Consider the following 21,333-nt stretch of genomic DNA (forward strand, 5'->3'; position numbering starts at 1 on the left):
CCCGCGGCATATGTCCGCATTTTCCAGCCAGCGCCTGCACTAAGGATGAAGCGCAGGCGCTGCTGCGCTCGCCTTGTGTGCTCCACGGCGATGATCCGGCGCCTTTGTACAGGCGAATCTTCTTGTCCGCCGCCGGACACGTTCTGGACAACCACACCTGGGATACGATCGCGTTCCCGAATGTGGAACTTGCGCTTGACTTCCGCTCCTGGCCCAAGTATTTTTGTTCCCAATTCGGGAACCGAGACATATGCGACTGCTCGGACGCAAAAAGCTGGAAGACCTTTGGGGCGTCGATCCCGAGACGGATCGGTGGCTTACGGGGTGGGTGGCGGAGATAGCTCACGCTCGGTGGCGTGAGCCATCCGAGCTACTGACGCAGTTTCCGGGCGCACGTGTCGGTAGCAGCCAGGGGCAGTTCCTGTTTCCGGTTTGCGGAGGTGGAACGATGATCGAGACGCTGTTCCTGTTTCACCAGCAGGTCGCGCTAATTCAGGCGCTTAAGCAATAGTGGGCATGCCGATGGAAGCAAAGGTCATTCGTACTGAACAGCAGTACCACGCATACTTGGACGAGGTACAGATGCTGATGGCTCAGATGCCTCCCCGCGGAACTCCAGAGAGCGAGCGGCTGGAGTTGCTCACAGTGCTCATTGAGGCATATGAGAATCAGAAGTACCCGATTGAGGCGCCCGACCCCGTGGACGCAATCCTTTTCCGAATGCAGGAGAAGGGTTTGAAGCAAATCGACCTCGTGCCCTACTTCGGGACGCGAAGCCGGGTGTCAGAAGTTTTGTCACGAAAGCGCCCACTCACTGTGCAGATGATCCGAGCCCTGTCCGTGGGGCTTGGGATCTCAACCGAAACACTAGTTGGCATCTCGGATGCGGAACAGTCGAAAAGGGAGGCGGTCGACTGGCGCAAGTTCCCGCTGAAGGAGATGGTTGCGCGAGGCTGGCTTCGCAAGATGACGGGCAAGGCGCCCGCATCGGCAGAAGAAACGGTCAAGGATTTTGTCTCCAGCCTTGATTGGGGATTTGGCGTGTCGTCTTTCCGTCGGACGCTGGGGGGCGAAGCTTACTCGCCCACAACGAAGTATGCTCTTTACGCTTGGCTCGCAAGGGTGGTCCAGCGCGCGCGCGAGAAGAGGGAAACACTGGGTCCTTTCGAGAGGTCGGCCCTATCCGCAAGCTTCCTGCGCGAGGTGGCGCAGCTGAGTTGGTCCGAGCGCGGCCCTTTGATCGCCGTCGAGTTTCTTGAGAAGCACGGGATCGCTGTTGTGATAGAACCGCACCTGAAGGGAACGATGCTGGACGGGGCTGCCTTAAAGGACGCTGACGGTACGCCGGTCATCGGCATGACCTTACGGCATGACAGGATTGATAACTTCTGGTTCACCCTGATTCACGAGATTGCTCACCTGTGGAAGCACGTTGACACCGATGAGGCGTTTCTTGACGACCTCGATGCTCCTTCTGAAGACAGGCGCGAGGCAGAGGCGAACAGGCTGGCCCGTGAAGCACTTATTCCGCGCGTCATGTGGAAACGCAGTGACGCGTACTTGTCACCCAGTCGCGAGACGATAGACAGATTGGCTCGTGATCTAAAGGTCCATCCGGCGGTGATCGCCGGACGTCTACGCCGCGAGAGCGGCAACTATCAACAGTTCTCCGAACTGGTGGGCCAGGGTGAAGTCAGGCATCTATTCGCTTCCAACGCAGAGGAGCTCGGCTGAGAATGAGGCCCACTTACATCCCGATACTAAAAGCAAAGAAAGGTGAATTCGATGCGCTGTCTCACCTGCACTCGACTCACGCTGAACGAATTCAACCGCTGTTTGAGCTGCCGAAGCTCGGACATAGCGTCCGTAGGGCCAAGAGGTTCGAGAACAGTACGGCGATCACGGAGGCCTACTTGGATGAGGTCGCGCAGCACGTTGCGCGGGTTCGGAAAGGGATGCCCGTTTTTCTGGACATGTTCCATTGGGCCCCGAACGCTCGGACGGAAGGCGGGGAGCATGTGCTCAGCTATGCCAGCAATGCACTCGAGTCGCTCGGCGTCGCGGTCAGCCCAGTAATCGGATACGACCGCTGGGACGACCTCGAGTACCAACAGGCCCTGCGACAGATGCGGCCAACCCAGGGCCGCTACTATTGCCTGAGGCTCGATTCGTCCGCGATCGAGGAAGACTTCCTGGACCCACCCTTCTTCGAGGGTCGGCTCGTAGAGATCATGACCACGATTGGGATCAGCGCCTCGGAGTGTGCCGTTCTGGTCGACTTTGGGGATGTCACGGGCAAGCCAATTCCTCATCTCCAAGACGGTCTAGAGCGTGCGCTGGAACTTCTGTTTTCCAAGGGGTTTATGTACTTTGCACTCGCCGGTTGCTCGCTGCCACCGGTTATCAACCAAATCGTCAAAGATCAGGACTCCGAGCGCATGGTCCTCCGTCGTGAACTGGTCGCCTGGCGGTCTATCCGCACCATCCATCCGTCCGTTCCCCTAGTGTTCGGGGACTATGGCGTCCGTGGTCCGAATAGCAACGACGAGGTCATAGCCCCTCATAGGAATGGAAAGATCCGCTACACTACGGATCAGCATTACTTCGTGGCTCGCGGGCACTCTATGCAGCAGCGCGACAAGGGCAAGCAGTATCACCGTCTCGCCGCCATCGTCGCCACTTCAGGCTACTACTGTGGGGAGCGATTCAGCTGGGGAGACGGCGAGCTTCTCCGTTGCAGTCTTGGCGAGTTCCCGGGTAACGCTACAACATGGATCGGTATCGACACGAACCATCACATCGTCAGTGTTCTCAGCGAGATACTCGAGTTCGAACGGCAACTGGTGCCAGCTACCAATGCACTCGCGAACTCATAAAGGCGGCGCGGATAGCGTTGGCAGTGATGGACAACAGAACCACGCGCGGGTAGCGATTCTCCCCGCGTTTTACGCCGAATCCGGCCATCTGGATTTTCCGTTTTCCGGGGACAACGCACGCCATTTCTTGCCCCATACCCTGAGTGGGGTGATCCCTGACATCGGCCCGAGGTGAAGAAAGCTGCGCGATGGGCGGGTCGACTCGTGCCACTGCCCGCGTGCCCTGTTGAGATCAGTTCGGCAGCCTCGATAATCCGGCGGCCCGTGGCAGGTAGACCGCACCGTTCGAGGGCCTCGGCGAACTGCTCGGCTGTGGCGCCGGGTCTCGTCCAGCGTCTGCGCATGAATTTGAACGCGGTCATGGCTACAAGCGGATTCAAGTCCCACTGAGCGGTGATGAATCGATCCGGGTCCATCGCCTCCAGCCCGAACGAGGACAGAGTCTCAGGTGGAAAGTCGCGCGTGTTCGATGTGACGATGCAGTCCGCATGACCGGCAATGGCGGTAGCGAGCACGTGCACATCATCGGGATCTGGAAGGGTCACGCCCACGGCGACAGACGCCCAGGCGGCTTCTGGAATCTCCCAGTCCGGAACCGCCTCACGCATGCTGTCTCGCCTGACCTCGAGGCGCCCGGCAAGATCCGGCCGTATCCGGATCAGGGCATTCTGCCACTCCATCTCTATGCGGGTGGTCCACTTCGCCGCAAACAGCCCTGCGGTGGCCAGACTCATCAGCGCATCGGTCATCGCGATCGGAACCAGCACGCAGGCATCGAGCACCGCGGTGTACCGGGCGTTTCCCGCCACGGGTCAGTAGTCCAAACCGAGTTCGCGCGCGTTCTCCGCCACGCGCTCCAGCGCAGCGCTCTGCTTGGCGCGCATCTCGCGCGCATAAGCCAGCAGATCCTCGAAGGCGATCCGGCGGTGCGTCCCGACCATCCGGTGGGGAAGTCTGCCGGCGTCGATCTCCTTGACGACGAAGGGACGGGACACGTTCAGAAATTGGGCCGCTTCCACGGTCGTGAATTCCTGTTTCGCCGGCATCAGCACAATCGGGCGTCCCTCGCTCATCGCACCTAGAACTTGTCCGAACAACTTGAGCGCCGCTGGCGGCACATCCACCGTCGGGTGCTCGCCCGTCTCGGTGGTCAGCGTGATGGCCGCGGCCCTGGAATGGTCCAGTGCCGACATGATGCAGCGCTGGGCGACGCGCGCCAGTTCCCTGTCCTGTTCGGACAGCGGTGGCGGCGAAAGCTCGCGTACCCGATCAACCACCGTCATCGTCGCTACCTCGTCGAAGTTACCTGCACGGAAAGCGGCGTAACCACTGCCCTGTTTCCCGAGAAAACGAGCATCGTCGATAAACGGAACAAGCGCGTCAAATGCAGCACAAAGAAGGGCGCGGGTCAGGCTCGCTCGGTACCACCGCCCCCAGCGTGCGAAATCTGATCACGGGGTTTTTCGCGTCAGCTTCCAACCCAACGACCCGGAGTCTCGTCCCAAGTCCTCCCGTTCAGCACACGACCATTCGCCTTCTTCGCCCGCCTGCGGCCGTCGGCACCCCAGGCACCCCACTGCTTGAAGAAGAAGGCCGCGCCGCTGGCCTCGGTCTGGCGGCGCACGTTGTCGACCCACTCGGGCCGCATGGGCCTGGCTCGCGGGCCGGATTCACCACCGACGATGACCCAGTGGATTCCGGTCAGGTCCAAGGTGCCGAGGTCCTCCAGCAACGGCTCCACGGAGCCGAAGCGGATCCGTGCCTGCACTTCGCGCAACCGATCGATGCGCGGCAGACCGTACTGCCGGTCCTCCACCGACACCCCAGCCACACGTTCGGCGGGCAACTGCGATGGCGGAAGTACCCAGGCAGGCGCTCGGCGCGCTTGGTCAGGATCTGGTAGGTGTGTTGCGGCGTCTGCGCAATCACCGCCATCACGCGATCGATGGTCTCGGCGTAGCAGTGCTTGCAGGTCCCTCGACGAACGCGCAGGCATTGGCGGCCGCCTGCCGCATGTGGTCGAGGTAGTCGGAAGGGCGGTTCTCGGTCAAACCGGTCGAGCCTCGCTCAGCACCCTGGCGCGGACCTTGGCGGGCAGGTCCCCCGGTGTCAGGAGATCGACATGCACACCGAGCAACTCCTCCAACTCGACCTGCAAGCCTCCGAGGTCGAAGAGGGTCGCGCCGGGAAGTGCGTCCACGAGAAGGTCCAGGTCGCTTCCCTCTTCGTCGGTGCCATGGAGAGCCGACCCGAACACCCGAGGGTTTGTGGCCGGGTACCGCCTGATTCTCTCGCGAACGGCATTCCGGTTGAGCGCAAGGGCCATGGAGGGTTTCATGTGTTGGCCATGAATGGGATTGGTTCTGTCATCGTAAGACAGGGGAGTGCATCACGTCATTCATCCGGACCGAGTTCGCGCGCGTTCTCGGCCATGCGTTCCAGAGCAGCCCCCTGCCTGGGGCGCATCTCACCCCCGTATGCCAACAGGTCCTCGAAGGCGATCCGGCGGTGGGCCCCGACCATCCGGTGTGAAAGTCTGTCCGCGTCGATTTCCGTGACCAGCTGCCGCCGTCAGATTGGTGGCAGGGCCATTTTCTGCTCGATTCGCTTCAGGATGGCCATGACATCGTCTACCGACCGAAACGCCACATTGAGGAGCGCGGCGTTCTTGTCGGGGTCTTCAGGGTAGTCCTGGGAACAGCGGTTCCGAATCGCTCGGAGGCGCTGCCACCGTTCGCTGCTTTGGAGAAAACCCAGCTTCTCCAGGCGGTTCAGCTTGTCGATCACCGGCCTGTCCTCGAAAGGCTCCTGAAGAACGCGCAGAACGGCCGGCAGCAGCCGAGCACCGATGGCATCCTGTAGCCGGCCGAAGCGGAGCACGAACTGATCGAGATCCTGAACGGCTTCGTCGTCCAGAGTGGCGAGCTGGCTGCCCGACAGTGGAAGCTTGTCCTCCAGGGAGGCCATGGCATGCCTCAGGTGATGAGCGTGCCTCTGGCACTGTCGCCAGGCATCTGCCAGCTGCTGTGCTGCTGCGTCGGTCACAGCCTGACCCCGGTTCGTTCGGCGATGGCAAAGATCGGCGGGTGTTCGCGACGCCCAGGATAGTTCACGAGCAGGTCGATCTTCTGTTCGCCGATCGCCTGCTGAACCTGCACCTGAAAGCGGATTTCCGCGTTGACGATCTCTTGCGGGTCGGTGATCCGCGTTTCGATCAGCAGGTCGATATCGCCGCCACGCGCCGTGTCGTCAGCACGCGACCCGAACAGGGTGACACGCGCCTCCGGCCCGAAGCAGTCGAGGGCGGCCCGCCTGATGACCCGGCGCTGCTGTGCTGTCAGGCGCATCGCACTTTCCTGAACGGTGTGGCATAACAGCAGCTTAGCACAGGCCCGGAACGCCTCGACTTCAACCGAAGGCTCGGCTGCAGTTTCCTGGCCCCAGCGCCTTTGCCCAGGATGGCCGGTACTCGAATGCTCTGGGCATCCCGGCTCCCGACCCCGAAACGGGGTCGCCGTGGGCGGTTCTGAGATTACGCCGCGATTCCCTCGACGACGAGATGTTTCACGTCCGTGCGCTGGCTGGCGTGCTCGAAGGTCATCGCGCAGATATGTCCACCGGCATCCATGTCAAGCACGGTGTTTTCGTCAAGATCCCGAGTCTCGACAACGTCGCCTGCCCGAAACTCGATGTAGAGCGTATCCGTGTCTTCGAAGTAGCTGACCTTCATGGCTTGAATCCTCGATCGAAAAACGCGTTGTGCACGGTTTCGCATCCGGTAACAACACCACAGGCAGGTAACAATTTTCCATCTCGGCGATCCTCGCCCACCGCCGGATATGTCCATCCATCTGCCGGCGCTCTTTCTCCGGATACTGCGGGACTCGCCGAATCCAGTCGTCCCTGATTCCCACGCGGTCCGGTCTGATGCGGGTCGCGTCGAAGTACGCTGTCGTCTTCATCGACATCATTCCCTTGGGAAACGCTGATTAATCCGTCATCGCGAGGAGCGAAGCGACGTGGCGATCCATAAAGCACTGATTTCGTGTTCACCCCCTGGATTGCCGCGCTTCGCTCGCAATGACAGGACCCTTTTTTCTGCGTTTCCCTTGGTGTCGAGCCCTTCAGAGGTCTGCGCTGGTCCGTCAGGGGAAACCGCCATCCGGTCGCCCACGCACCCCAGCGCCGCCGGCTTGCGCACCTGCACGGCGCCACCCTGTCCGAGAATCCACTTACAGGAAATGGGACGGAGGGATTTATTTCTTCTCCCTCCGTCTCCTTCTTGGGCCGAAGCTTGACCTCTTTCACAGTCGCCGATACCTTATTCGACATCGAATTATATTATTGATGCAGTATTAAACATCGACATGGCTTATGGGACGGAGGAGATAGCGGAACGGCTCCGGGCCGCACGCGCAGCCAGCGGGCTGAGCCAGCGCGAGTTGAGCGCGTTGGCGGGTATCCCGCAGGCGCAGATTTCCCGCATCGAGGCGGGAACCGTCGATCTGCGCGTCTCCAGCCTCGTTGCGCTGGCGCATGCGCTGGACCTCGAGCTTGCGCTCGTCCCGCGCAAGGCGGTTCCCGCTGTCCGGGCTCTGACCAAGGAGGCGCTTCGCAACAAGGCCGTTCACGATGCCGATCCTGAAGCCGACGAGGGCGGCGCCCCCCCCGCGTACTCGTTGGACGACGACCAAGATGCCTGATGTCGCCGTCCTTACGGTCCACCTTCACGGCGAGCCGATCGGCACCCTGACCCATCTCGGCGGCGAGCGATCACTCTTCTCGTTCAACGACGCCTATATCGAAAGCGAGGACCGGCCGACTCTGAGCCTGAATTTCAAGGATCGCTACGGTGATCTGATCACCGAGTTCCCCCCAATCAAGCGCAAGCTCACGCCATTCTTCCACACCGAGCAACTCCTCCCAATGCAGCACGGCTAACGCTTCCGATAGACCTCGCGCCGATGCCCAATGGTCACCACGAGGACGATCAGGTGGTTGTCCTGTAGCTCGCAGAGGATGCGGTAATCCCCAACGCGATAGCGCCAAAGCCCCTTTCTGTCGCCTACGAGCGGCTTGCCGCGACTGCGCGGATCGTCAAGGGGTGCGATCTCGTCTTCGAGGTAATCGAGGATGGCGGCCTGCCACTTCCTGTCGAGCCTGGCCAGTTGACGCCTGGCCGTATCGATGAACTCAACGTTCCAGGCCAAGCTCGCGTCTCACGTCCGCCAGGCTCGTGCGCGGTTCCTTCCGCTCCAGGGCGGCGAGCGCCAGCAGGTAGTCGGCGCGGTCCTCGAGGTACGCGGCAAGCGCCTCCTTCACGTAGTAGCTCTTGCTGCGCCCTGTAGCGGCGGCGAGCTGTTCAAGCTCCTTCTCCATTTGCGGGTCGAGTCTCACAGCGAGCATCGCAGTCGGCTCTTTGGCTGGTGGTGTCGTACAAGTATAACAGCGTCGGTCAACAACGTGATGGCCTCGGCCCGGCGCCTATGCCGCGGATGTCCGGTGCTCGTGTGCTCCGGGCATCCAGACTCCTGGCCGAAGCAAGGTCGCCATGGGGAGGTTCTGAGATCAAGCCGCGATCCGCTCGACGACGCGATGCTTCACGTCCGTGCGCTGGCTGGCCTGCTCGAAGGTCATCGCGCAGATATGCCCACACGCGCGGACTCGGGATCATCACCCGTCCGACTCCTGCATCCACGACGGGATGTCTTGCTCACCGTGCAGAATGCGCCAGACGTCGATGTGGTCGGCGCGTTCGACGTAAAAGACGAGGTGGGGGTAATGCGGGAGGTGCCAATGACGCAGGCCCGGCAAGTTGAGTTCGTGGGCGTAGCGGGGTGAGCCGGTGGCGGGATGGCGGCTGATGTGGGCGTAGGCCTTCTGCAAGCCGTCGATGAAGCCGAATGCGGCCGCTTCGGCATCCTCGGCGAGGTAGAAATCGACTGCGGCTTCGACGTCCCGTTGGGCCTGCTCGCGCGGGACCACGGGCTTGACGCTCATTCTGCCTGTCAGGCCTTGCGGCTGGGCTTGCCACCCGCCCGGGCGGTACTGCGTACATGCTCACGCAAGCCGTCGAAGTACGCCTCGTTCACCGGTGCAGAGGGCGCCGACGATGCGCCGGTGAGCAACAGGTTGCGCAGCCGCAGGCGATCCTGGTCACGCCGGATGAGTTCGCGCACGTACTCGCTGCTGGTACCGTAGCCGCGGTGGCGAACCTGCTCATCAACGAAGGCCTTGAGGCTTTCGGGCAGGGAGATGTTCATCGTGGTCATGGCCCGAGTTTAGATGGCCTTGGCAAAATTTGGCAATACAAGCTCCTTCTCCATTTGCCGGTCGAGTCTCACAGCGAGCATCGCAGGCGGCTCTTTGGCTGGTTGTGTCGTACAAGTACGACAGCGTCGGTCATCAAGATGATGGCCTCGGCCCGGCGCCTTTGCCGCGGATGTCCGGTGCTCGTAAGCTCTGGGCAGCCAGACTCCTGGCCGAAACAAGACCCCCCCGGGGGGTTCTGAGATCAGGCCGCGATCCCCTCGACGACGAGATGCTTCACGTCCGTGCGCTGACTGGCGTGCTCGAAAGTCATCGCGCAGATATGCCCACCGGCATCCAGGTCGAGCACGGTGTTCTCGTCCAGATCACGCGTCTCGGCCACATCTCCCGCGTGCAACTCGATGTAGAGGGTGTCGGTGTCCTCGAAGTAGCTGACCTTCATGGGTTGAATCCTCGATCGAAAAATGCGTTGTGCACGGTCTCGCCGTCGGACAACAAGACCACGCGCAGGTAGCGATTCTCTATCTCGGTGATCCGCGCCCACCGGCAGATGACGAAATCATGCCTCTCCGAAAACGAGCTTCCACCGCCGCTTGGGATTGTCGAAACGCACATCGGAAGCCTTGAAGATCTCCGGCCCCCAACCATTTGGAACCCAGTTACGGAGGTCCTCGTGATCCGGGTGCTTCGGATCCAGGAGGGCCTCGACCAGGTTCTCGTACCCCCAAACCCCTCCGCAGTCTTCCGGTGGGCAGGCGCGGGCACCCGCCAGGCACTGTGGATAGCGCTGTCCCTTGATGCGTGGCTCGACGCCGACGAGTGTGATGCGGTGCTTCCAGCCATCACCGAAGTCGTAGTCGTAGTCGAAGGTCTGGCCCGCCTCCTCGATCCATTCGATCACGCCGACGGTCCAGCCGGGAAGCGTCACCGTGCCCGTACCGAACCCTTCGTCGTCCGGTAAGCCGATGCGCAGCAGCTCCCCGCTCTCCGGTTCGGGGACCTGGAATTCGTGCAGGTGATAATCCTCCCAGCCCATCGCGTCCTGGATCGCGACGTGCAGATCCCAGAACGAATAACTGGCCGGGACCAGGATCTCCCGCCAGATCGGGGGCTGAATGTCGAGAAGCTCGATCCGGAAGCGGAACACGTCACGTCGCTGATTGGCCACTGCTCGACCTCGTACCTTGTCGGAAAAGTGGACGGTGCCGTCACTGCCTTGCGGCAATCAATCGCGCTGTGTGGGCATGGACACAGCGCCGGGGTCGCTTTTCGCGCCAGACAAATCAGACATGGATGGCATCCCTTTCCACATACGGGCGCAGCTCCGGGCGTAGCGCCTTGTCGGTGACGAAATCCACTGGACACGTCAACAGGTCCTCCAGGTAGAACTGAACACCGAAATACCGCTTCGAGCTGGCCGGGCCATCAAAGGTCACCAGAATATCGATATCGCTTCCCTCCTCAGCGGCATCTCTCGCCGTCGAGCCAAACAGGGCACCTGATTATCACGGAAGCTCCGCAAGCTGGACTGGGCCATCTTCGAAACCAGCGTCATCGCGAGGAGCGAAGCCTTCAGCCGCGAGCGCAGCGTGGCGGACTTAGCCGCGAGCGCAGCGTGGCGGGACGTGGCGATCCAGACGGCGATGGTCCTCCCCGCGCCGCCTGGATTGCCGCGCTTCGCTCGCAATGACGACCACGCGGAGAGGTGTCGCACTGGCTGAGGAGGTTTCGTGATAATCAGCCTCCCAACCCCCGTCCGTACCGGGGCAGGCGTTCGTCGAGAAACGGGACTGCGGCGCAGCACTATCGGCATCCCGGTAACCCACTGATTTCAGTGCAGCGTGGCAGTTTGTTTCTCAAGAGGTCATTTGATGCCTGTCATCGTGCAGAGTACGGCATCGCGTTCCAGGCAGTCTGCATCGGCCCCTTGGGCGTGCCGAGCGCTACGCAATCCTCGAGGGGATGGGTTGCGCCGAGGTGGCTGCGGCGGCGCCGCTGGAAGTCGGTCCGGAGGACGTGGTCGTGGTGCCGCCGGGTGCGTCGAAGCGAATCCGCAACGTCGGTGCTTGCGATCTGGACTTCCTCGCCGTCTGCACCCCGCGGTTCACCCGTGATGCGCACGTGGACATCGATCCGGAACCGATGTGACGTGACGCCCCAGCGGCGGGGCCAAGTCATTCGCTTCTGGTCGATCACGGAACCGTCAGCCGCAGCCGTTGAACCTCAGCCTCCAGCCAGAACCAGCAGGTTCCTACAGCAATTGCTCGAAGTCACGAAGGCGGTCGGCAGTCACCACGAGGCCCTGAGCAGCCAGCGTGTCCAGATACTCTGCTACGGATTTCGGTGGGTTCCGCAAGGCCCCGCGATGGCTCTTTGCCGCGCCGATGACCAGTCCTTGATGCAGGTCGAACTGATGTTCGATGAACCGGTCAGGGTGAAGTGCCTCGATGCCATAAGGCTCGAGCGCCGATTGGGGGGAAATCCTTCAGGTTGAACGTGATGATCGCCTGCGCGTGGCAGTGGATAGCCGCCGCGAGAACATGCCGGTCGTCGGAGTCGGGAAGGTTGAGGCTATCGACCAAGGCGTCGTACCCCCCGACCATACTGTCGGCGACGGCGTCATTCATGAGCCTGCGGGTTCGATCCAGTTGCGCCGCCAACTCCGGCCGCTTCTCCAGAAGGTTGCGGCTCCATTCGTCGTGGATGCGCTCAGTCCAACGCGCCGCGAAGAGACCGGTCGTGGCCAGTCGCAACAGAAAATCTCTCAGGGGTGCCGGGTAGAGAACACAGGCATCCAGCAGGGCGATAAACCGCATCAGTAGCCCAGGCCGAGTTCCTGGGCCTGGCGTGCGAGCTCATCCAGGGCAGCCTGTGACCGCTGATCCTGCTCCTGCTTGTATGCAAGCAAATCCTGGTAGCAAACGCGCCGGTGGGTGCCGACGCGGGTGTGGGGCAACCTGCCCTCTTCCAACAGTTTCACGAGGTACGGTCGCGAAACGTTCAGGAGATTGGCCGCCTCCTGCGTAGTGAGTTCAGCGTGGGTCGGCACGACGGTGACGGCATTTCCCTGCGCCATTTCCGCCAGCAGATCACGTAGGAGTGTCAGCGCCTGACGGGGAAGCACGAGGTCGTGCCCATCCATTCGTATGTGCGCCCGGTCCGCCTGTGGCTTCGCCGCCAGTAACCGGCTCAGTTCCCCGGCACTGGCATGGGCCAAGCGTGCCGATTCGGAATCGGGCAATGCTTGGGGCAGGCTCACGGCATTCATGTTTGGGGTCCTTTTGGAGGATGACCTGAGTCGACAGTATTCGAAACAAACGAAACGCGCAATATCCGCAAGGCTGGAACCCACGGTAGCAACATCTCGAGCCCACCCGCCCCGACACCGCAAGTACACGCTGTATCCCTCTGGGTCCCGCACAGAACACAGTCGTCACCTGCATCGTGCCACCGGGTGCGTCGCAGCGAATCCGCCCTTCGCTGTGCAAGCCCTCAGGCCAACCGTTTTCCGGGGAAGCTTCCATCCACGTAGAACCACTGGCCATCCACGCGCCGGAATCGGCTGCGCTCGTGCAGTCGCAGTCCGCGGCCACCGACCCGGGATCGGGCGACGAACTCCACTTCGCCGACATCGTCGGCCACCCCGCCCGCGGAGGTGGCGCGAATGCTGAGACCGAGCCAGCGCTGTCCCGGATCGAGTTCCAGCACGTCCGGACGCGTCTCCTCGGCCCATGTCCGCAACAGGTACTCCCGGCGCCCCTCCACGAACGCCGAGTACCGCGAACGCATCAGCGCCTCGGCGGTGGGCGCGGCGGCCTCCCCGTCCAGATAGCGCCCGCAACAGGCTTCACGCGCCGTGCCGGACCCGCAAGGGCAGGCTTCGCCCGCTCCACCACCGTGCTTCTCACGCTTGCTCATGGCGCGCACGTCTACAGACATGGGCTGACCGGGTCAACGGATTGCCAGGGTAAGGGGTCCGGTATCACCTGCCCGCCTTGGACGAATGCGGGTCAGCGGTCACTTCCGAACGCGAGCTGCCACCGCCGTTCGGGATTGTAGAAACGCCTTGTCCGGGATCGGTATTGCCTCTCCGCATAGGGCCCGTCAGCTGGAAGCTTCATTCAGCCGGCGCAGCCGGTTCAGGCTCCGGGTCTGGAGCCTCAGGGTCCCGGCCCGATTCTCCCAATTGGCGACGGTCTGAGCAGAAACGCCAAGTTCTGCCGCAAAGGCGGCCCTGGAGAGGCCGAGGCGCTCGCGCAGGGCACGAATGCCGGCGGGCGTGGCTCCGATCCCGGTCTCGGTCTCGGTCTCGGTCTCGGTTTCGGGCGGTTTCCGCGCGGTTCGCCTGGCAGCCCGCCGCGTCGGGCCGACGCCGGCCTCCCGAGCGGTTCTGGCCCCGCCGGCAGTTCCGGCCTTGCGAGCAGTTCCAGTGTCCCGAGTCACCGCGGCATCGTCTGTGGCCCGTGCATCCGGGACCTTGGGTGCGGGGACCGGCAGGTCGGCCGGTGGATCGTCGGCGTCGATGTCGATGCCGAAGACATCGCTCAGGGCGGACGCTGGCAGCGTCTGCCGTGAGGACCGTTTTCCCGCACCGGAGAGCGCAGTCGCATCGCCCTGGATCAGTTCGGCCTGATCCACACCGCGCAGGGTGAACAGAAGCTCGGGAGCGGAGTCCAGCCGGGCGCCGACGCCGTAAAGAATCGCCGCGAGGTGTTTGCAGAGGTCTGCCCAGTCGGGACAGTCGCAGCCCAGGTGGATCTCCTCGGGACGGGGGAACAGGCCGGTGTCGCGATCGGTCACGACGGCCATGATCTCGCCCGAAATCCTGCCCTGCAGCAACTCGATCAGGGAACCGATCCGGCCCTGGCAGCGTTGTTTCAGCGCCTCCCATTGCGCGGCGGGAAGCGGGTCGATGCGGATGCTCTGCCGGTACAGCTCGGAGCCCATCACCAGCGCCTCGATCGTCCCCGGCCGCATGCCGAGATGCAGCACCGAACCGTTGCGCAGGTAGGTGCGGCCACGGGGCAGGCGGTTCGCGAAATCGCTGTAGGATTCGAGGTGTTCGCACCATGCCTGGCCCCAGAAGCTCACGGCGATCCGGCCCCGGGGGGTGGCGGCCGCCACCGGTTCGACGATTTCCCCCCGCTTTTTCATCGCGGCAACGTGCCGGAGCCCCTTGGCCCTGCGTCGGGCCACGGGTACATAGGGTTTGTAGTTCCAGCTCATAGCGAGGTTTCAGCCTGGTTCAGGTCGAGGCGGATGAACTCGAGCAGTTCGCGATCATCCATCTCGGTGAGGGCCTTTTCCGCACCATCAGCGAGAATCGCGTCGGCCGTATTTTGCTTCTCGTCCATCAGCGCATCGATTTTTTCCTCCAGCGTGCCCGAAGTGATGAACTTGTGCACGAGGACGTTACGCCGCTGGCCGATGCGAAAGGCGCGGTCGGTGGCCTGGTTTTCGATCGCGGGGTTCCACCAGCGGTCGAAGTGGATTACGTGAGACGCCGCGGTCAGGTTCAGCCCGGTGCCGCCGGCTTTCAGGGAGAGCACGAAGAATGGCGGGCCTTCCTCGCGCTGGAAGCGCTCGACCATTCGGGAGCGTTCCTTCACCGGAGTGCCGCCATGCAACACCAGCCCGTTGCGTCCGAAGACACCCGCGAGGCTGCGCTCCAGCGGCTCGGTCATTTCCCGAAACTGGGTGAACACCAGGGCCTTCTCGCCCCGCGAGGCAATCTCCTCGCAAAGCCCCGCGAGGCGCTGAAACTTGGCGCTGTCGCTGTTGGCGTAATCGCCCGACCGGGTCAACTGGTCCGGGTGGTTGCAGATCTGCTTGAAGCGCATCAGGTAGGCCAGCACGAGCCCCCGGCGCTGCATCCCGTCACTGTGTTCGAGTTCTTTCTCCATGCGGCCGGCGGTCTGCCGGTAGAGCCTGGCCTGGACCGCAGTCAGCCCGCAGTACACCTTCATCTCGGTCTTGTCCGGAAGATCCGCGATGATGCTTCGGTCGGTCTTGAGGCGGCGCAGGATATACGGAGCGATCAGGCGGCGCAGGGGGCCGAAATGGGCGTTGTGATCCTTGCGCAGGGTCTTGGCGAACTCCCGGAACTGCGAGGCGGTGCCGAGCAGCCCGGGGTTGATGAAGTCGAACAGCGACCAGAGATCGCCCAGGTGATTTTCCACCGGGGTTCCGGTAAGGGCCATGCGCGCCTCGGCATCGAGCTTGCGCACCGCCCTGCTCTGGCGGGTGCCGTGGTTCTTGATCGCCTGCGCCTCGTCGAGGATGACCCAGCTCCACCGGACCCGGGCGGGCCAGTCGAGCCGGGTGAGCATCCCGTAGGTGGTGATGACCAGATCGGCGCCGGACAGGGTTTCCGGGGGCGGTGCTGCCAGATCCGCTTCGGCCGTCTCGGAGCGGTGGGCGATGAACAGGCGCAGGGTCGGCGCGAAACGCGCGGCCTCCTGTTTCCAGTTGCCGATCAGCGAGGCGGGAACGACCAGCAGGGCGGGCGGGCTCTCCGGCAGTTCCGCCTGTTTGCGCAGCAGCGCCGCCAGCACCTGGACGGTCTTGCCCAGGCCCATGTCGTCGGCCAGGCAGGCTCCGAGACCGGTTCGGGCGCAGAACCAGAGCCATTCCATCCCCCTGGCCTGATACGGTCGTAGCGTCGCTCGCAGCCCCGATGGCGGGCCGGACGCCGTCGGGTCGGACAGTTGCCGCAGGGTGTCCGCGAGCCACGCGCCCGGTTGTGCGAAGGCCCACTCGCGCTGCTCTTCCAGTTCCTCCTTGTCTTTCAGGTCCCCGGGCGCGCCGGCGAGCAGGCGCATGCCCTCGATGAACGACAAACCGCCCTCGGCCTCGACCGCCTTCCAGTGGTCGAGCGCCTGTTGCAGCCGCTCGCGGTCCACCTCGATCCACTGGCCCCGGAAGAACACCAGTCCGTCGTCGCCCTGCAGCAGCGTCTGCACCTCCTGCGCACTCAGCGTCTCGCCATCGATCACCACATCGAGCCGGAAGTCGAGCAGGGCATCGAGACCCAGTGCTCCCGCCTTGGCATCACCGATGGTCGCCGTCACTGTTGGCCTGCGACCGCGTTTCTGCCACCAGTTCGGCAGGCGGACCAGAAGCCCCGCATCCTCGTACGCGGGAATGCTCTGCAGGAAGGTATGCGCCTCCTGAGGTGTCCACGCGATCGGGTGGTAGATGTCGCCGCTCTCGATCAGCTCCGCCATGAAGGGGCAGGTCTGCCCAGCGCGGTGCAGGGGCTGAAGCAGCTTGAGCAGAACGGCCTTGTTGCCCGCCCCGGCGTATTCCTGCAGGGCCTTGCCCAGGGGCAGTTGGCGCAGGCGTCCGGAGGCGGCGAGTCCCGACGCGTAGGAGGCCATGAAGGCGAAGGGCCGGGTGTCATCGCCCTTGTTTTCGGCGAGGTGCACGGTCACCTTGCCGACCCGCGACCACAATGGCGCGTGCTCCTCCAGAAAGCCGGCGACACCGCCCAGCTCGACCACACGGTCCTGGGTCCAGGCCTGCAAACGGCTCCAGACAGCTTCCAGCACCGCCGCCGAGAGATACTCCGCTCCCCGCATCGGAGGCGCGTTCAGGATCCATTCTGTCAGTTGGGTGGCTCCGGGGGGAGGCACGCTTGGGGCATCGTCCGACCCCTCCGGCAGATGGCATATCGCCCGCAGGAATTCCTCGGCGATGCTCCGCCAAAAGAGCAATGTGGCATCCGCAGCCCCGTGTGCGGCCTTCCGGCCCGCGAGGTGCGCCAGACCCGCCGCTTCGCTCTCGGCAAAAACCGCACACAGAGGGCTCTCCGGATCCCCGCACACGACCCGGCCACCGGGGGTCAATCCGAGCAGGCCCGTCTCCGTAACGTCCATCATGCGCTTCCTGTCAGGAATCAACGGTCCGAAGCGTAACGGCCCTGACGGACCGGCTCCAACCGCAGTGCGCGCCCGCACGGGGACAGCACACGCGTCGCTCCACTGGCACACTCCGGGATGGCGCACCGTGCAGTGTTGAATCGCAAGACCCCGCCCAGCCGGCGAGGTTAGACTGAAATCGAGCAGCGACGATGAACAACCTGGGAGCCGCGAACATGTACCGCGCAACGATACAGACCAAGGCACCAACGGCATCAGGGACCGTCGGGTGACGCGGACTGTCCAAACCCCGACGGAGTACTGGTTCGAGGAGCGTTGCCACATCACCGAGTGGTGGAATACGCCGGACGACGCCGCGGTGTCGGTGGCGCGCGCCCGCGTGGAACCCGGCGTGACCACACGGCTTCACCGCCTGAACGGCGTGACCGAGCGCTACGTGATCCTCGAGGGAAAGGGCTGCGCCGAGGTGGCCGGGGCGGGGCTGCTGAAAGTCGGCGCGGGCGACGTGGTCGTGGTGCCGCCGGGTGCGTCGCAGCGAATCCGCAACGTCGGCACTGGCGATCTGGTCTTTCTCGCCGTCTGCACCCCGCGGTTCACCCGCGATGCCTACGAGGACATCGATCCGGAACCGATGTGACATGAGGCCCAGCAGCGGGGCCAAGTCATTCATTTCCAATCGATCACGGAACCGCCAGCCGGGCGCGGCTGCACCCGGGCATCCGCGCGGCAACGGGCCACGCACTCGGGACCGCCAGTCGCAACAGGATATCTCTCAGGGGTGCGGGCTAGAGAACACAGGCATCCAGCAGGGCGACAAACCGCATCAGTAGCCCAAGCCGAGTTCCGGGGCCTGGCGTGCAAGCTCATCCAGCGCAGCCTGTGACCGCTGCTCCTGCTCCTGCTTCTACTTGTGTGCAAGCAAATCCTGGTAGCGAACGCGCCGGTGGGCGCCGACGCGCGTGTAGGGCAACCTGCCCTCTTCCAACAGTTTCACGAGATACGGTCGCGAAACATTCAGGAGCTTGGCCGCCTCCTGCGCAGTGAGTTCAGCGTGCGTCGGCACGACGGTCACGGCGTTTCCCTGCGCCATTTCCGCCAGCAGATCACGCAAGAGTGCCAGCGCCTGACGGGGAAGGACGAGGTCGTGCCCATCCATTCGTATCTGCGCCCGGTCCGTCTGTGGCTTCGCCGCCAGTAACCGGCTCAGTTCCCCGGCACTGGCATGGACCAGGCGTGCCGTTTTTGGAATCGGGCAATGCTTGGGGCTGGGTCACGGGTACTCATGTTCGGAGTCCTGTTGGCGGATGGCCTGAGTCGACAGCATTCGAAATAAACGAAACTCGCAATATCCGAACCTGATTATCACGAAACCTCCTCAGCCAGTGCGATACCTCTCCGCGTCGGTCGTCATTGCGAGCGAAGCGCGGCACTAATGCGCATAGCGCATTGAACAGCCGCAGGCTGGCCCGAAGGGCGAGCGCAGCGAGTAATCCAGGCGGCGCGGGGGGACCATCGCCCTCTGGATCGCCACGTCCCGCCACGCTGCGCTCGCGGCTAAAGGCTTCGCTCCTCGCGATGACGCTGGTTTCGAAGATGGCCCAGTCCAGCTTGCGGAGCTTCCGTGATAATCAGGTATCCGAAAGGCTGGAACCCACGGAAACAGCAGCTCGAGGAGAATGTCGATCAGCTCACGTACCAAGAATAACCGTTCCCTGCTGACAAGGATGTGATCACACGGGGCTTGATAGCAAATGACACGCACCATTGGTTGCTTTCAAGGACACCCTACGGCATCGAAAATCGATCCTCTTGAGAAACAAACTGCTAGGACAACATGAAATCATGTGGGTTACCAGAGTGCCGATGGTGCCCCACTGCAGTCCCGGTTTCTCCGCGAACGCCTGCCCCGGTATGGACCCGGGGATGGGATGCTGATTATCACGAAACCTCCGCAGCGAGTGCGACGCCGTTCTGCGTCGGTCGCTCGTCATTGCGAGCGTAGCGCGGCACTAATGCGCGCAGCGCATTGAACAGCCGAAGACTGGCCCGCAGGGTGAGCGCAGCGAATAATCCAGGCGGCGTGGGGACGACTCACGCCGTTTGGATCGCCCGTCCCGCCACGCTGCGCTCGCGGCTAAAGGCTTCGCTCCTCGCGATGACGGTGGTTTCGATGACGGCCCGTTCCAATTTGCGGAGCTTCCGGGATAATTAGGAAATCGATTATATAACGATGATCCGGATTTATCGGGAGCCATTTTTTCGCGATGGCACCCCATATGCCTTGACTAATAGGAATATGCCCGTCTACACAACAGGCATAGTCGTTTTGGACGTTCTTACCCCGATGCCAATACCAGAATCTCCCTCGGCAGATTCACAAGCCGCCGAGGGCGACACAGCACCGGGGCACATCACGTACGGACTGCCTGGAGTCGAGGCGCATGAACTGTCAAGTTGATCACACAACAGCAGCGAACACGACCTACGATGCCGTGATCGTCGGCTCCGGCGTGAGCGGATCCATCATCGCCAAGGAACTGAGCGACAATGGGTTTCACGTCCTCGTGCTGGAGGCAGGACCCGGCCACGAGTTCACGGTCCCGGCTTACCAGCAATACCTGGAACGGTTCTACGCTGCCCCGACGAAGGACAACAACTCCCCGTACCCGGAGAATTCCAATGCCCCGATGCCCAGGAGTCCGGATACGCGCAAGCTACAGCCTGGCGAGACCGACGGGAGCAGCTACCTGGTGCAGAAGGGTCCGCTGGCAATCGACAGCACGTATACCCGGGTCGTCGGCGGCACGACCATGCACTGGGAAGCAAAGGCACTGCGCATGCTGCCCCAGGATTTCGAGATGCGCAGCCGCTTCGGCGTCGGGCTGGACTGGCCCCTGGGGTATCAACAACTTGCCCCCTATTACCGCAAGGCGGAGTTCGAGCTCGGCGTCTCTGCCGATGTCGAGGATCAGAACTATCTCGGTATGGACTTCGGCGACGACTACGTCTTTCCCATGCGCAGGATGCCCCCGTCGTATCTCGACAAGATGCTCGCCCGGAACCTGGACGGTACCGAGGTGGTGCTCGACGGCGAAACCTACTCGCTCGCAATTCGCAGTACACCACAAGCCCGCAACGGAATTCCCAACCCCGGGTACGACAACGGGAGGGGCTATACCCCCGTTGGCGCGGTAAGCGTTCACCCGGCCGAGGAGGGGGGGCGCTGCCAGGGAAACATCAACTGCACTCCCATCTGTCCGGTCCAGGCAAAGTACAGCGCCAAGAAAACCCTGGCCAAGGCCCTGGCCACCGGGCGGGTCGATCTGCTGGCGCAGACGGTGGCATCGCGGGTTCACGTGGGGCCGGATGGCCGCGTGAGCCACATCGAGTACAAGGCCTACCGCGATCCGTCGTCGTCCGAACACACGACCGGGACGGTGCGCGGGCGCATCTTCGTGCTCGCGGCCAACGCGGTCGAGAATGCCCGGCTGATGCTGGCCTCGGGGTTGCCGGGGCGCAGCGGCCTGATCGGGCGCAACCTGATGGACCACGCCTATCTCCTCACCTGGGGTCTGACGCCGGAGATCGCCGGCTCGCTGCGCGGGACGCAGTGCACCTCCGGCATCGAGGACCTCCGCGGCGGCCCATTCCGGCGCCGGCAGGCGGCCTTCCGCGTCGGCGTGCACAACGACGGCTGGGGGTGGGCAACGGGATCGCCGTATACCGACCTGGACGAGTTCGTGGACAAGCAGAACGCGTTCGGAGCGGCCCTGCGGCACAAGCTTGTGGACCGGCTTTCCCGCCAGGTCCTGCTGGCCTGCATGGTCGAGGCCCTCCCGGAGCCGAGCAACCGGATCACGGTCGAAGGCGGCTACAAGGATTCTCTCGGCAACCTCCGCCCGATCGTGTCCTACGGTATTTCCGACTACACCATGGCCGGCGTCTCCTGCGCTCGGCAGCTCTCGCGCAGGCTCTACCAGCGGCTGGGCGCGGAGGACTGTACCACCTACTCCCCGATCGATTACGGCTACGTCAGTTACCAGGGCGATGGCTACGTGATCCGGGGCGGCAACCACTGGGCCGGAACGCACGTGATGGGGGATGCCCGGAATCACTCTGTGGTGGACTGGAGGCAGCGCTCCTGGGATCACGAAAACCTGTACCTGGTCGGTGCCGGCAGCATGCCGACCATCGGCACTGCCAACACGACCCTCACCCTGTCGGCGCTGTCGTTCCTGAGCGCCAAGCACATGGTGCGGGAACTCAAGCAGCACCAAGCGACCACCACCGCCGCAGCCAACTCCTAG

26 protein-coding genes and 2 pseudogenes are annotated in these 21,333 nt (G+C 63.2%); 7 read left to right on the top strand and 21 right to left on the bottom strand.

The features are described from left to right. Positions 1 to 516: 516 nt before the first annotated feature. Together TVNIR_RS15595 and TVNIR_RS15600 are read left to right on the top strand one after the other, a co-directional pair. A complete protein-coding gene (locus TVNIR_RS15595; RefSeq protein ID WP_211263120.1) occupies positions 517 to 1,734 on the top strand; it encodes an ImmA/IrrE family metallo-endopeptidase in 1,218 nt (405 codons plus the stop codon). A gap of 2 nt (positions 1,735 to 1,736) precedes the next feature. Next, positions 1,737 to 2,876, top strand: a complete 1,140-nt coding sequence (locus tag TVNIR_RS15600; protein WP_043739826.1) for a beta family protein — start codon at positions 1,737 to 1,739, stop codon at positions 2,874 to 2,876. On the opposite strand, the gene TVNIR_RS19320 is transcribed toward TVNIR_RS15600, so the two are convergent. The 7 genes and pseudogenes from TVNIR_RS19320 to TVNIR_RS15630 form a co-directional block, all read right to left on the bottom strand. Beyond that, entirely contained in the window at positions 2,795 to 3,685 is an 891-nt protein-coding gene (locus TVNIR_RS19320) for a PIN domain-containing protein (protein WP_083499483.1), read from the bottom strand. The genes TVNIR_RS15600 and TVNIR_RS19320 overlap by 82 nt on opposite strands. 3 nt (positions 3,686 to 3,688) lie before the next feature. Then, entirely contained in the window at positions 3,689 to 4,159 is a 471-nt protein-coding gene (locus tag TVNIR_RS15605; RefSeq protein WP_015260033.1) for a helix-turn-helix domain-containing protein, read from the bottom strand. A 185-nt stretch (positions 4,160 to 4,344) separates the two neighbouring features. After that, positions 4,345 to 4,811 (bottom strand): annotated as a pseudogene (locus TVNIR_RS15610) (DUF5131 family protein). 112 nt (positions 4,812 to 4,923) lie between these two features. Then, on the bottom strand, positions 4,924 to 5,202 hold the full coding sequence (locus tag TVNIR_RS15615) for a nucleotidyltransferase family protein (RefSeq protein ID WP_471545495.1): 279 nt from the start codon (positions 5,200 to 5,202) through the stop codon (positions 4,924 to 4,926). 245 nt (positions 5,203 to 5,447) lie between these two features. Beyond that, on the bottom strand, positions 5,448 to 5,843 hold the full coding sequence (locus TVNIR_RS15620) for a hypothetical protein (RefSeq protein ID WP_015260038.1): 396 nt from the start codon (positions 5,841 to 5,843) through the stop codon (positions 5,448 to 5,450). A gap of 74 nt (positions 5,844 to 5,917) precedes the next feature. Next, the gene (locus TVNIR_RS15625; protein WP_015260039.1) at positions 5,918 to 6,223 is read right to left on the bottom strand and encodes a nucleotidyltransferase domain-containing protein; all 306 of its coding nucleotides are present in this window, start codon (positions 6,221 to 6,223) and stop codon (positions 5,918 to 5,920) included. A 185-nt stretch (positions 6,224 to 6,408) separates the two neighbouring features. After that, on the bottom strand, positions 6,409 to 6,606 hold the full coding sequence (locus tag TVNIR_RS15630; RefSeq protein ID WP_015260040.1) for a DUF2283 domain-containing protein: 198 nt from the start codon (positions 6,604 to 6,606) through the stop codon (positions 6,409 to 6,411). A 637-nt stretch (positions 6,607 to 7,243) separates the two neighbouring features. On the opposite strand from TVNIR_RS15630, the gene TVNIR_RS15635 reads away from it, so the two are divergent. Together TVNIR_RS15635 and TVNIR_RS15640 are read left to right on the top strand one after the other, a co-directional pair. Then, positions 7,244 to 7,579 (top strand): helix-turn-helix domain-containing protein, encoded by a 336-nt coding sequence (locus TVNIR_RS15635; RefSeq protein ID WP_043739827.1) that lies wholly within the window; start codon positions 7,244 to 7,246, stop codon positions 7,577 to 7,579. Continuing rightward, positions 7,572 to 7,817 carry a HipA N-terminal domain-containing protein gene (locus TVNIR_RS15640; RefSeq protein WP_015260042.1) on the top strand — a complete coding sequence of 82 codons (246 nt, stop codon included), beginning with the start codon at positions 7,572 to 7,574 and terminating at the stop codon, positions 7,815 to 7,817. The genes TVNIR_RS15635 and TVNIR_RS15640 overlap by 8 nt, the downstream gene beginning before the upstream one ends. Here the strand turns inward: TVNIR_RS15640 and TVNIR_RS15645 are convergent. The 7 genes and pseudogenes from TVNIR_RS15645 to TVNIR_RS15675 all read right to left on the bottom strand — a co-directional run. After that, complete coding sequence (locus TVNIR_RS15645; protein WP_015260043.1) at positions 7,814 to 8,086, bottom strand: type II toxin-antitoxin system RelE family toxin; 273 nt, start codon at positions 8,084 to 8,086, stop codon at positions 7,814 to 7,816. The genes TVNIR_RS15640 and TVNIR_RS15645 overlap by 4 nt on opposite strands. Then, positions 8,070 to 8,282 carry a type II toxin-antitoxin system RelB family antitoxin gene (gene relB, locus TVNIR_RS15650; RefSeq protein ID WP_043739829.1) on the bottom strand — a complete coding sequence of 71 codons (213 nt, stop codon included), beginning with the start codon at positions 8,280 to 8,282 and terminating at the stop codon, positions 8,070 to 8,072. Before relB ends, TVNIR_RS15645 begins: the two co-directional genes overlap by 17 nt. A gap of 267 nt (positions 8,283 to 8,549) precedes the next feature. After that, positions 8,550 to 8,876, bottom strand: a complete 327-nt coding sequence (locus TVNIR_RS15655) for a type II toxin-antitoxin system RelE/ParE family toxin (RefSeq protein WP_043739830.1) — start codon at positions 8,874 to 8,876, stop codon at positions 8,550 to 8,552. 8 nt (positions 8,877 to 8,884) lie between these two features. After that, on the bottom strand, positions 8,885 to 9,139 hold the full coding sequence (locus TVNIR_RS15660) for a ribbon-helix-helix domain-containing protein (protein WP_237251657.1): 255 nt from the start codon (positions 9,137 to 9,139) through the stop codon (positions 8,885 to 8,887). Positions 9,140 to 9,390: 251 nt separating this feature from the next. Then, positions 9,391 to 9,588, bottom strand: coding sequence for a DUF2283 domain-containing protein (locus tag TVNIR_RS15665; RefSeq protein ID WP_015260047.1), 198 nt, complete (start codon positions 9,586 to 9,588; stop codon positions 9,391 to 9,393). Between the two features lie 117 nt (positions 9,589 to 9,705). Further along, complete coding sequence (locus TVNIR_RS15670) at positions 9,706 to 10,314, bottom strand: plasmid pRiA4b ORF-3 family protein (RefSeq protein ID WP_015260048.1); 609 nt, start codon at positions 10,312 to 10,314, stop codon at positions 9,706 to 9,708. Between the two features lie 115 nt (positions 10,315 to 10,429). Then, a pseudogene (locus TVNIR_RS15675) lies at positions 10,430 to 10,642 on the bottom strand (nucleotidyltransferase family protein); the annotation flags it as partial. 481 nt (positions 10,643 to 11,123) lie between these two features. Here TVNIR_RS15675 and TVNIR_RS15685 point away from each other — a divergent pair. Further along, positions 11,124 to 11,294, top strand: a complete 171-nt coding sequence (locus TVNIR_RS15685) for a cupin domain-containing protein (protein WP_015260049.1) — start codon at positions 11,124 to 11,126, stop codon at positions 11,292 to 11,294. A 103-nt stretch (positions 11,295 to 11,397) separates the two neighbouring features. Here TVNIR_RS15685 and TVNIR_RS21395 read toward each other — a convergent pair whose 3' ends face one another. The 6 genes from TVNIR_RS21395 to TVNIR_RS15710 form a co-directional block, all read right to left on the bottom strand. Then, a complete protein-coding gene (locus TVNIR_RS21395) occupies positions 11,398 to 11,628 on the bottom strand; it encodes a VapC50 family PIN domain-containing toxin (RefSeq protein WP_471546499.1) in 231 nt (76 codons plus the stop codon). Then, positions 11,576 to 11,962, bottom strand: a complete 387-nt coding sequence (locus TVNIR_RS15690; RefSeq protein ID WP_015260050.1) for a PIN domain-containing protein — start codon at positions 11,960 to 11,962, stop codon at positions 11,576 to 11,578. Before TVNIR_RS15690 ends, TVNIR_RS21395 begins: the two co-directional genes overlap by 53 nt. Beyond that, the gene (locus TVNIR_RS15695; protein ID WP_043739833.1) at positions 11,962 to 12,414 is read right to left on the bottom strand and encodes a helix-turn-helix domain-containing protein; all 453 of its coding nucleotides are present in this window, start codon (positions 12,412 to 12,414) and stop codon (positions 11,962 to 11,964) included. Before TVNIR_RS15695 ends, TVNIR_RS15690 begins: the two co-directional genes overlap by 1 nt. A 224-nt stretch (positions 12,415 to 12,638) precedes the next feature. Next, a complete protein-coding gene (locus TVNIR_RS15700; RefSeq protein ID WP_015260052.1) occupies positions 12,639 to 13,064 on the bottom strand; it encodes a YchJ family protein in 426 nt (141 codons plus the stop codon). A 186-nt stretch (positions 13,065 to 13,250) separates the two neighbouring features. Beyond that, on the bottom strand, positions 13,251 to 14,372 hold the full coding sequence (locus tag TVNIR_RS15705; protein WP_015260053.1) for a helix-turn-helix domain-containing protein: 1,122 nt from the start codon (positions 14,370 to 14,372) through the stop codon (positions 13,251 to 13,253). Beyond that, positions 14,369 to 17,026: a DEAD/DEAH box helicase gene (locus TVNIR_RS15710; RefSeq protein WP_211263121.1), complete on the bottom strand. Its 2,658-nt coding sequence runs from the start codon at positions 17,024 to 17,026 to the stop codon at positions 14,369 to 14,371. Before TVNIR_RS15710 ends, TVNIR_RS15705 begins: the two co-directional genes overlap by 4 nt. A 268-nt stretch (positions 17,027 to 17,294) precedes the next feature. On the opposite strand from TVNIR_RS15710, the gene TVNIR_RS15715 reads away from it, so the two are divergent. After that, entirely contained in the window at positions 17,295 to 17,663 is a 369-nt protein-coding gene (locus TVNIR_RS15715; protein ID WP_015260055.1) for a cupin domain-containing protein, read from the top strand. A gap of 267 nt (positions 17,664 to 17,930) precedes the next feature. On the opposite strand, the gene TVNIR_RS19875 is transcribed toward TVNIR_RS15715, so the two are convergent. Beyond that, a complete protein-coding gene (locus TVNIR_RS19875; RefSeq protein ID WP_237251658.1) occupies positions 17,931 to 18,182 on the bottom strand; it encodes a helix-turn-helix domain-containing protein in 252 nt (83 codons plus the stop codon). Between the two features lie 1,285 nt (positions 18,183 to 19,467). Between TVNIR_RS19875 and TVNIR_RS15725 the strand changes: the two genes are divergently transcribed. Beyond that, on the top strand, positions 19,468 to 21,333 hold the full coding sequence (locus TVNIR_RS15725) for a GMC family oxidoreductase (protein WP_015260058.1): 1,866 nt from the start codon (positions 19,468 to 19,470) through the stop codon (positions 21,331 to 21,333).

The organism is Thioalkalivibrio nitratireducens DSM 14787 (assembly GCF_000321415.2).
GTDB lineage: Bacteria > Pseudomonadota > Gammaproteobacteria > Ectothiorhodospirales > Ectothiorhodospiraceae > Thioalkalivibrio > Thioalkalivibrio nitratireducens.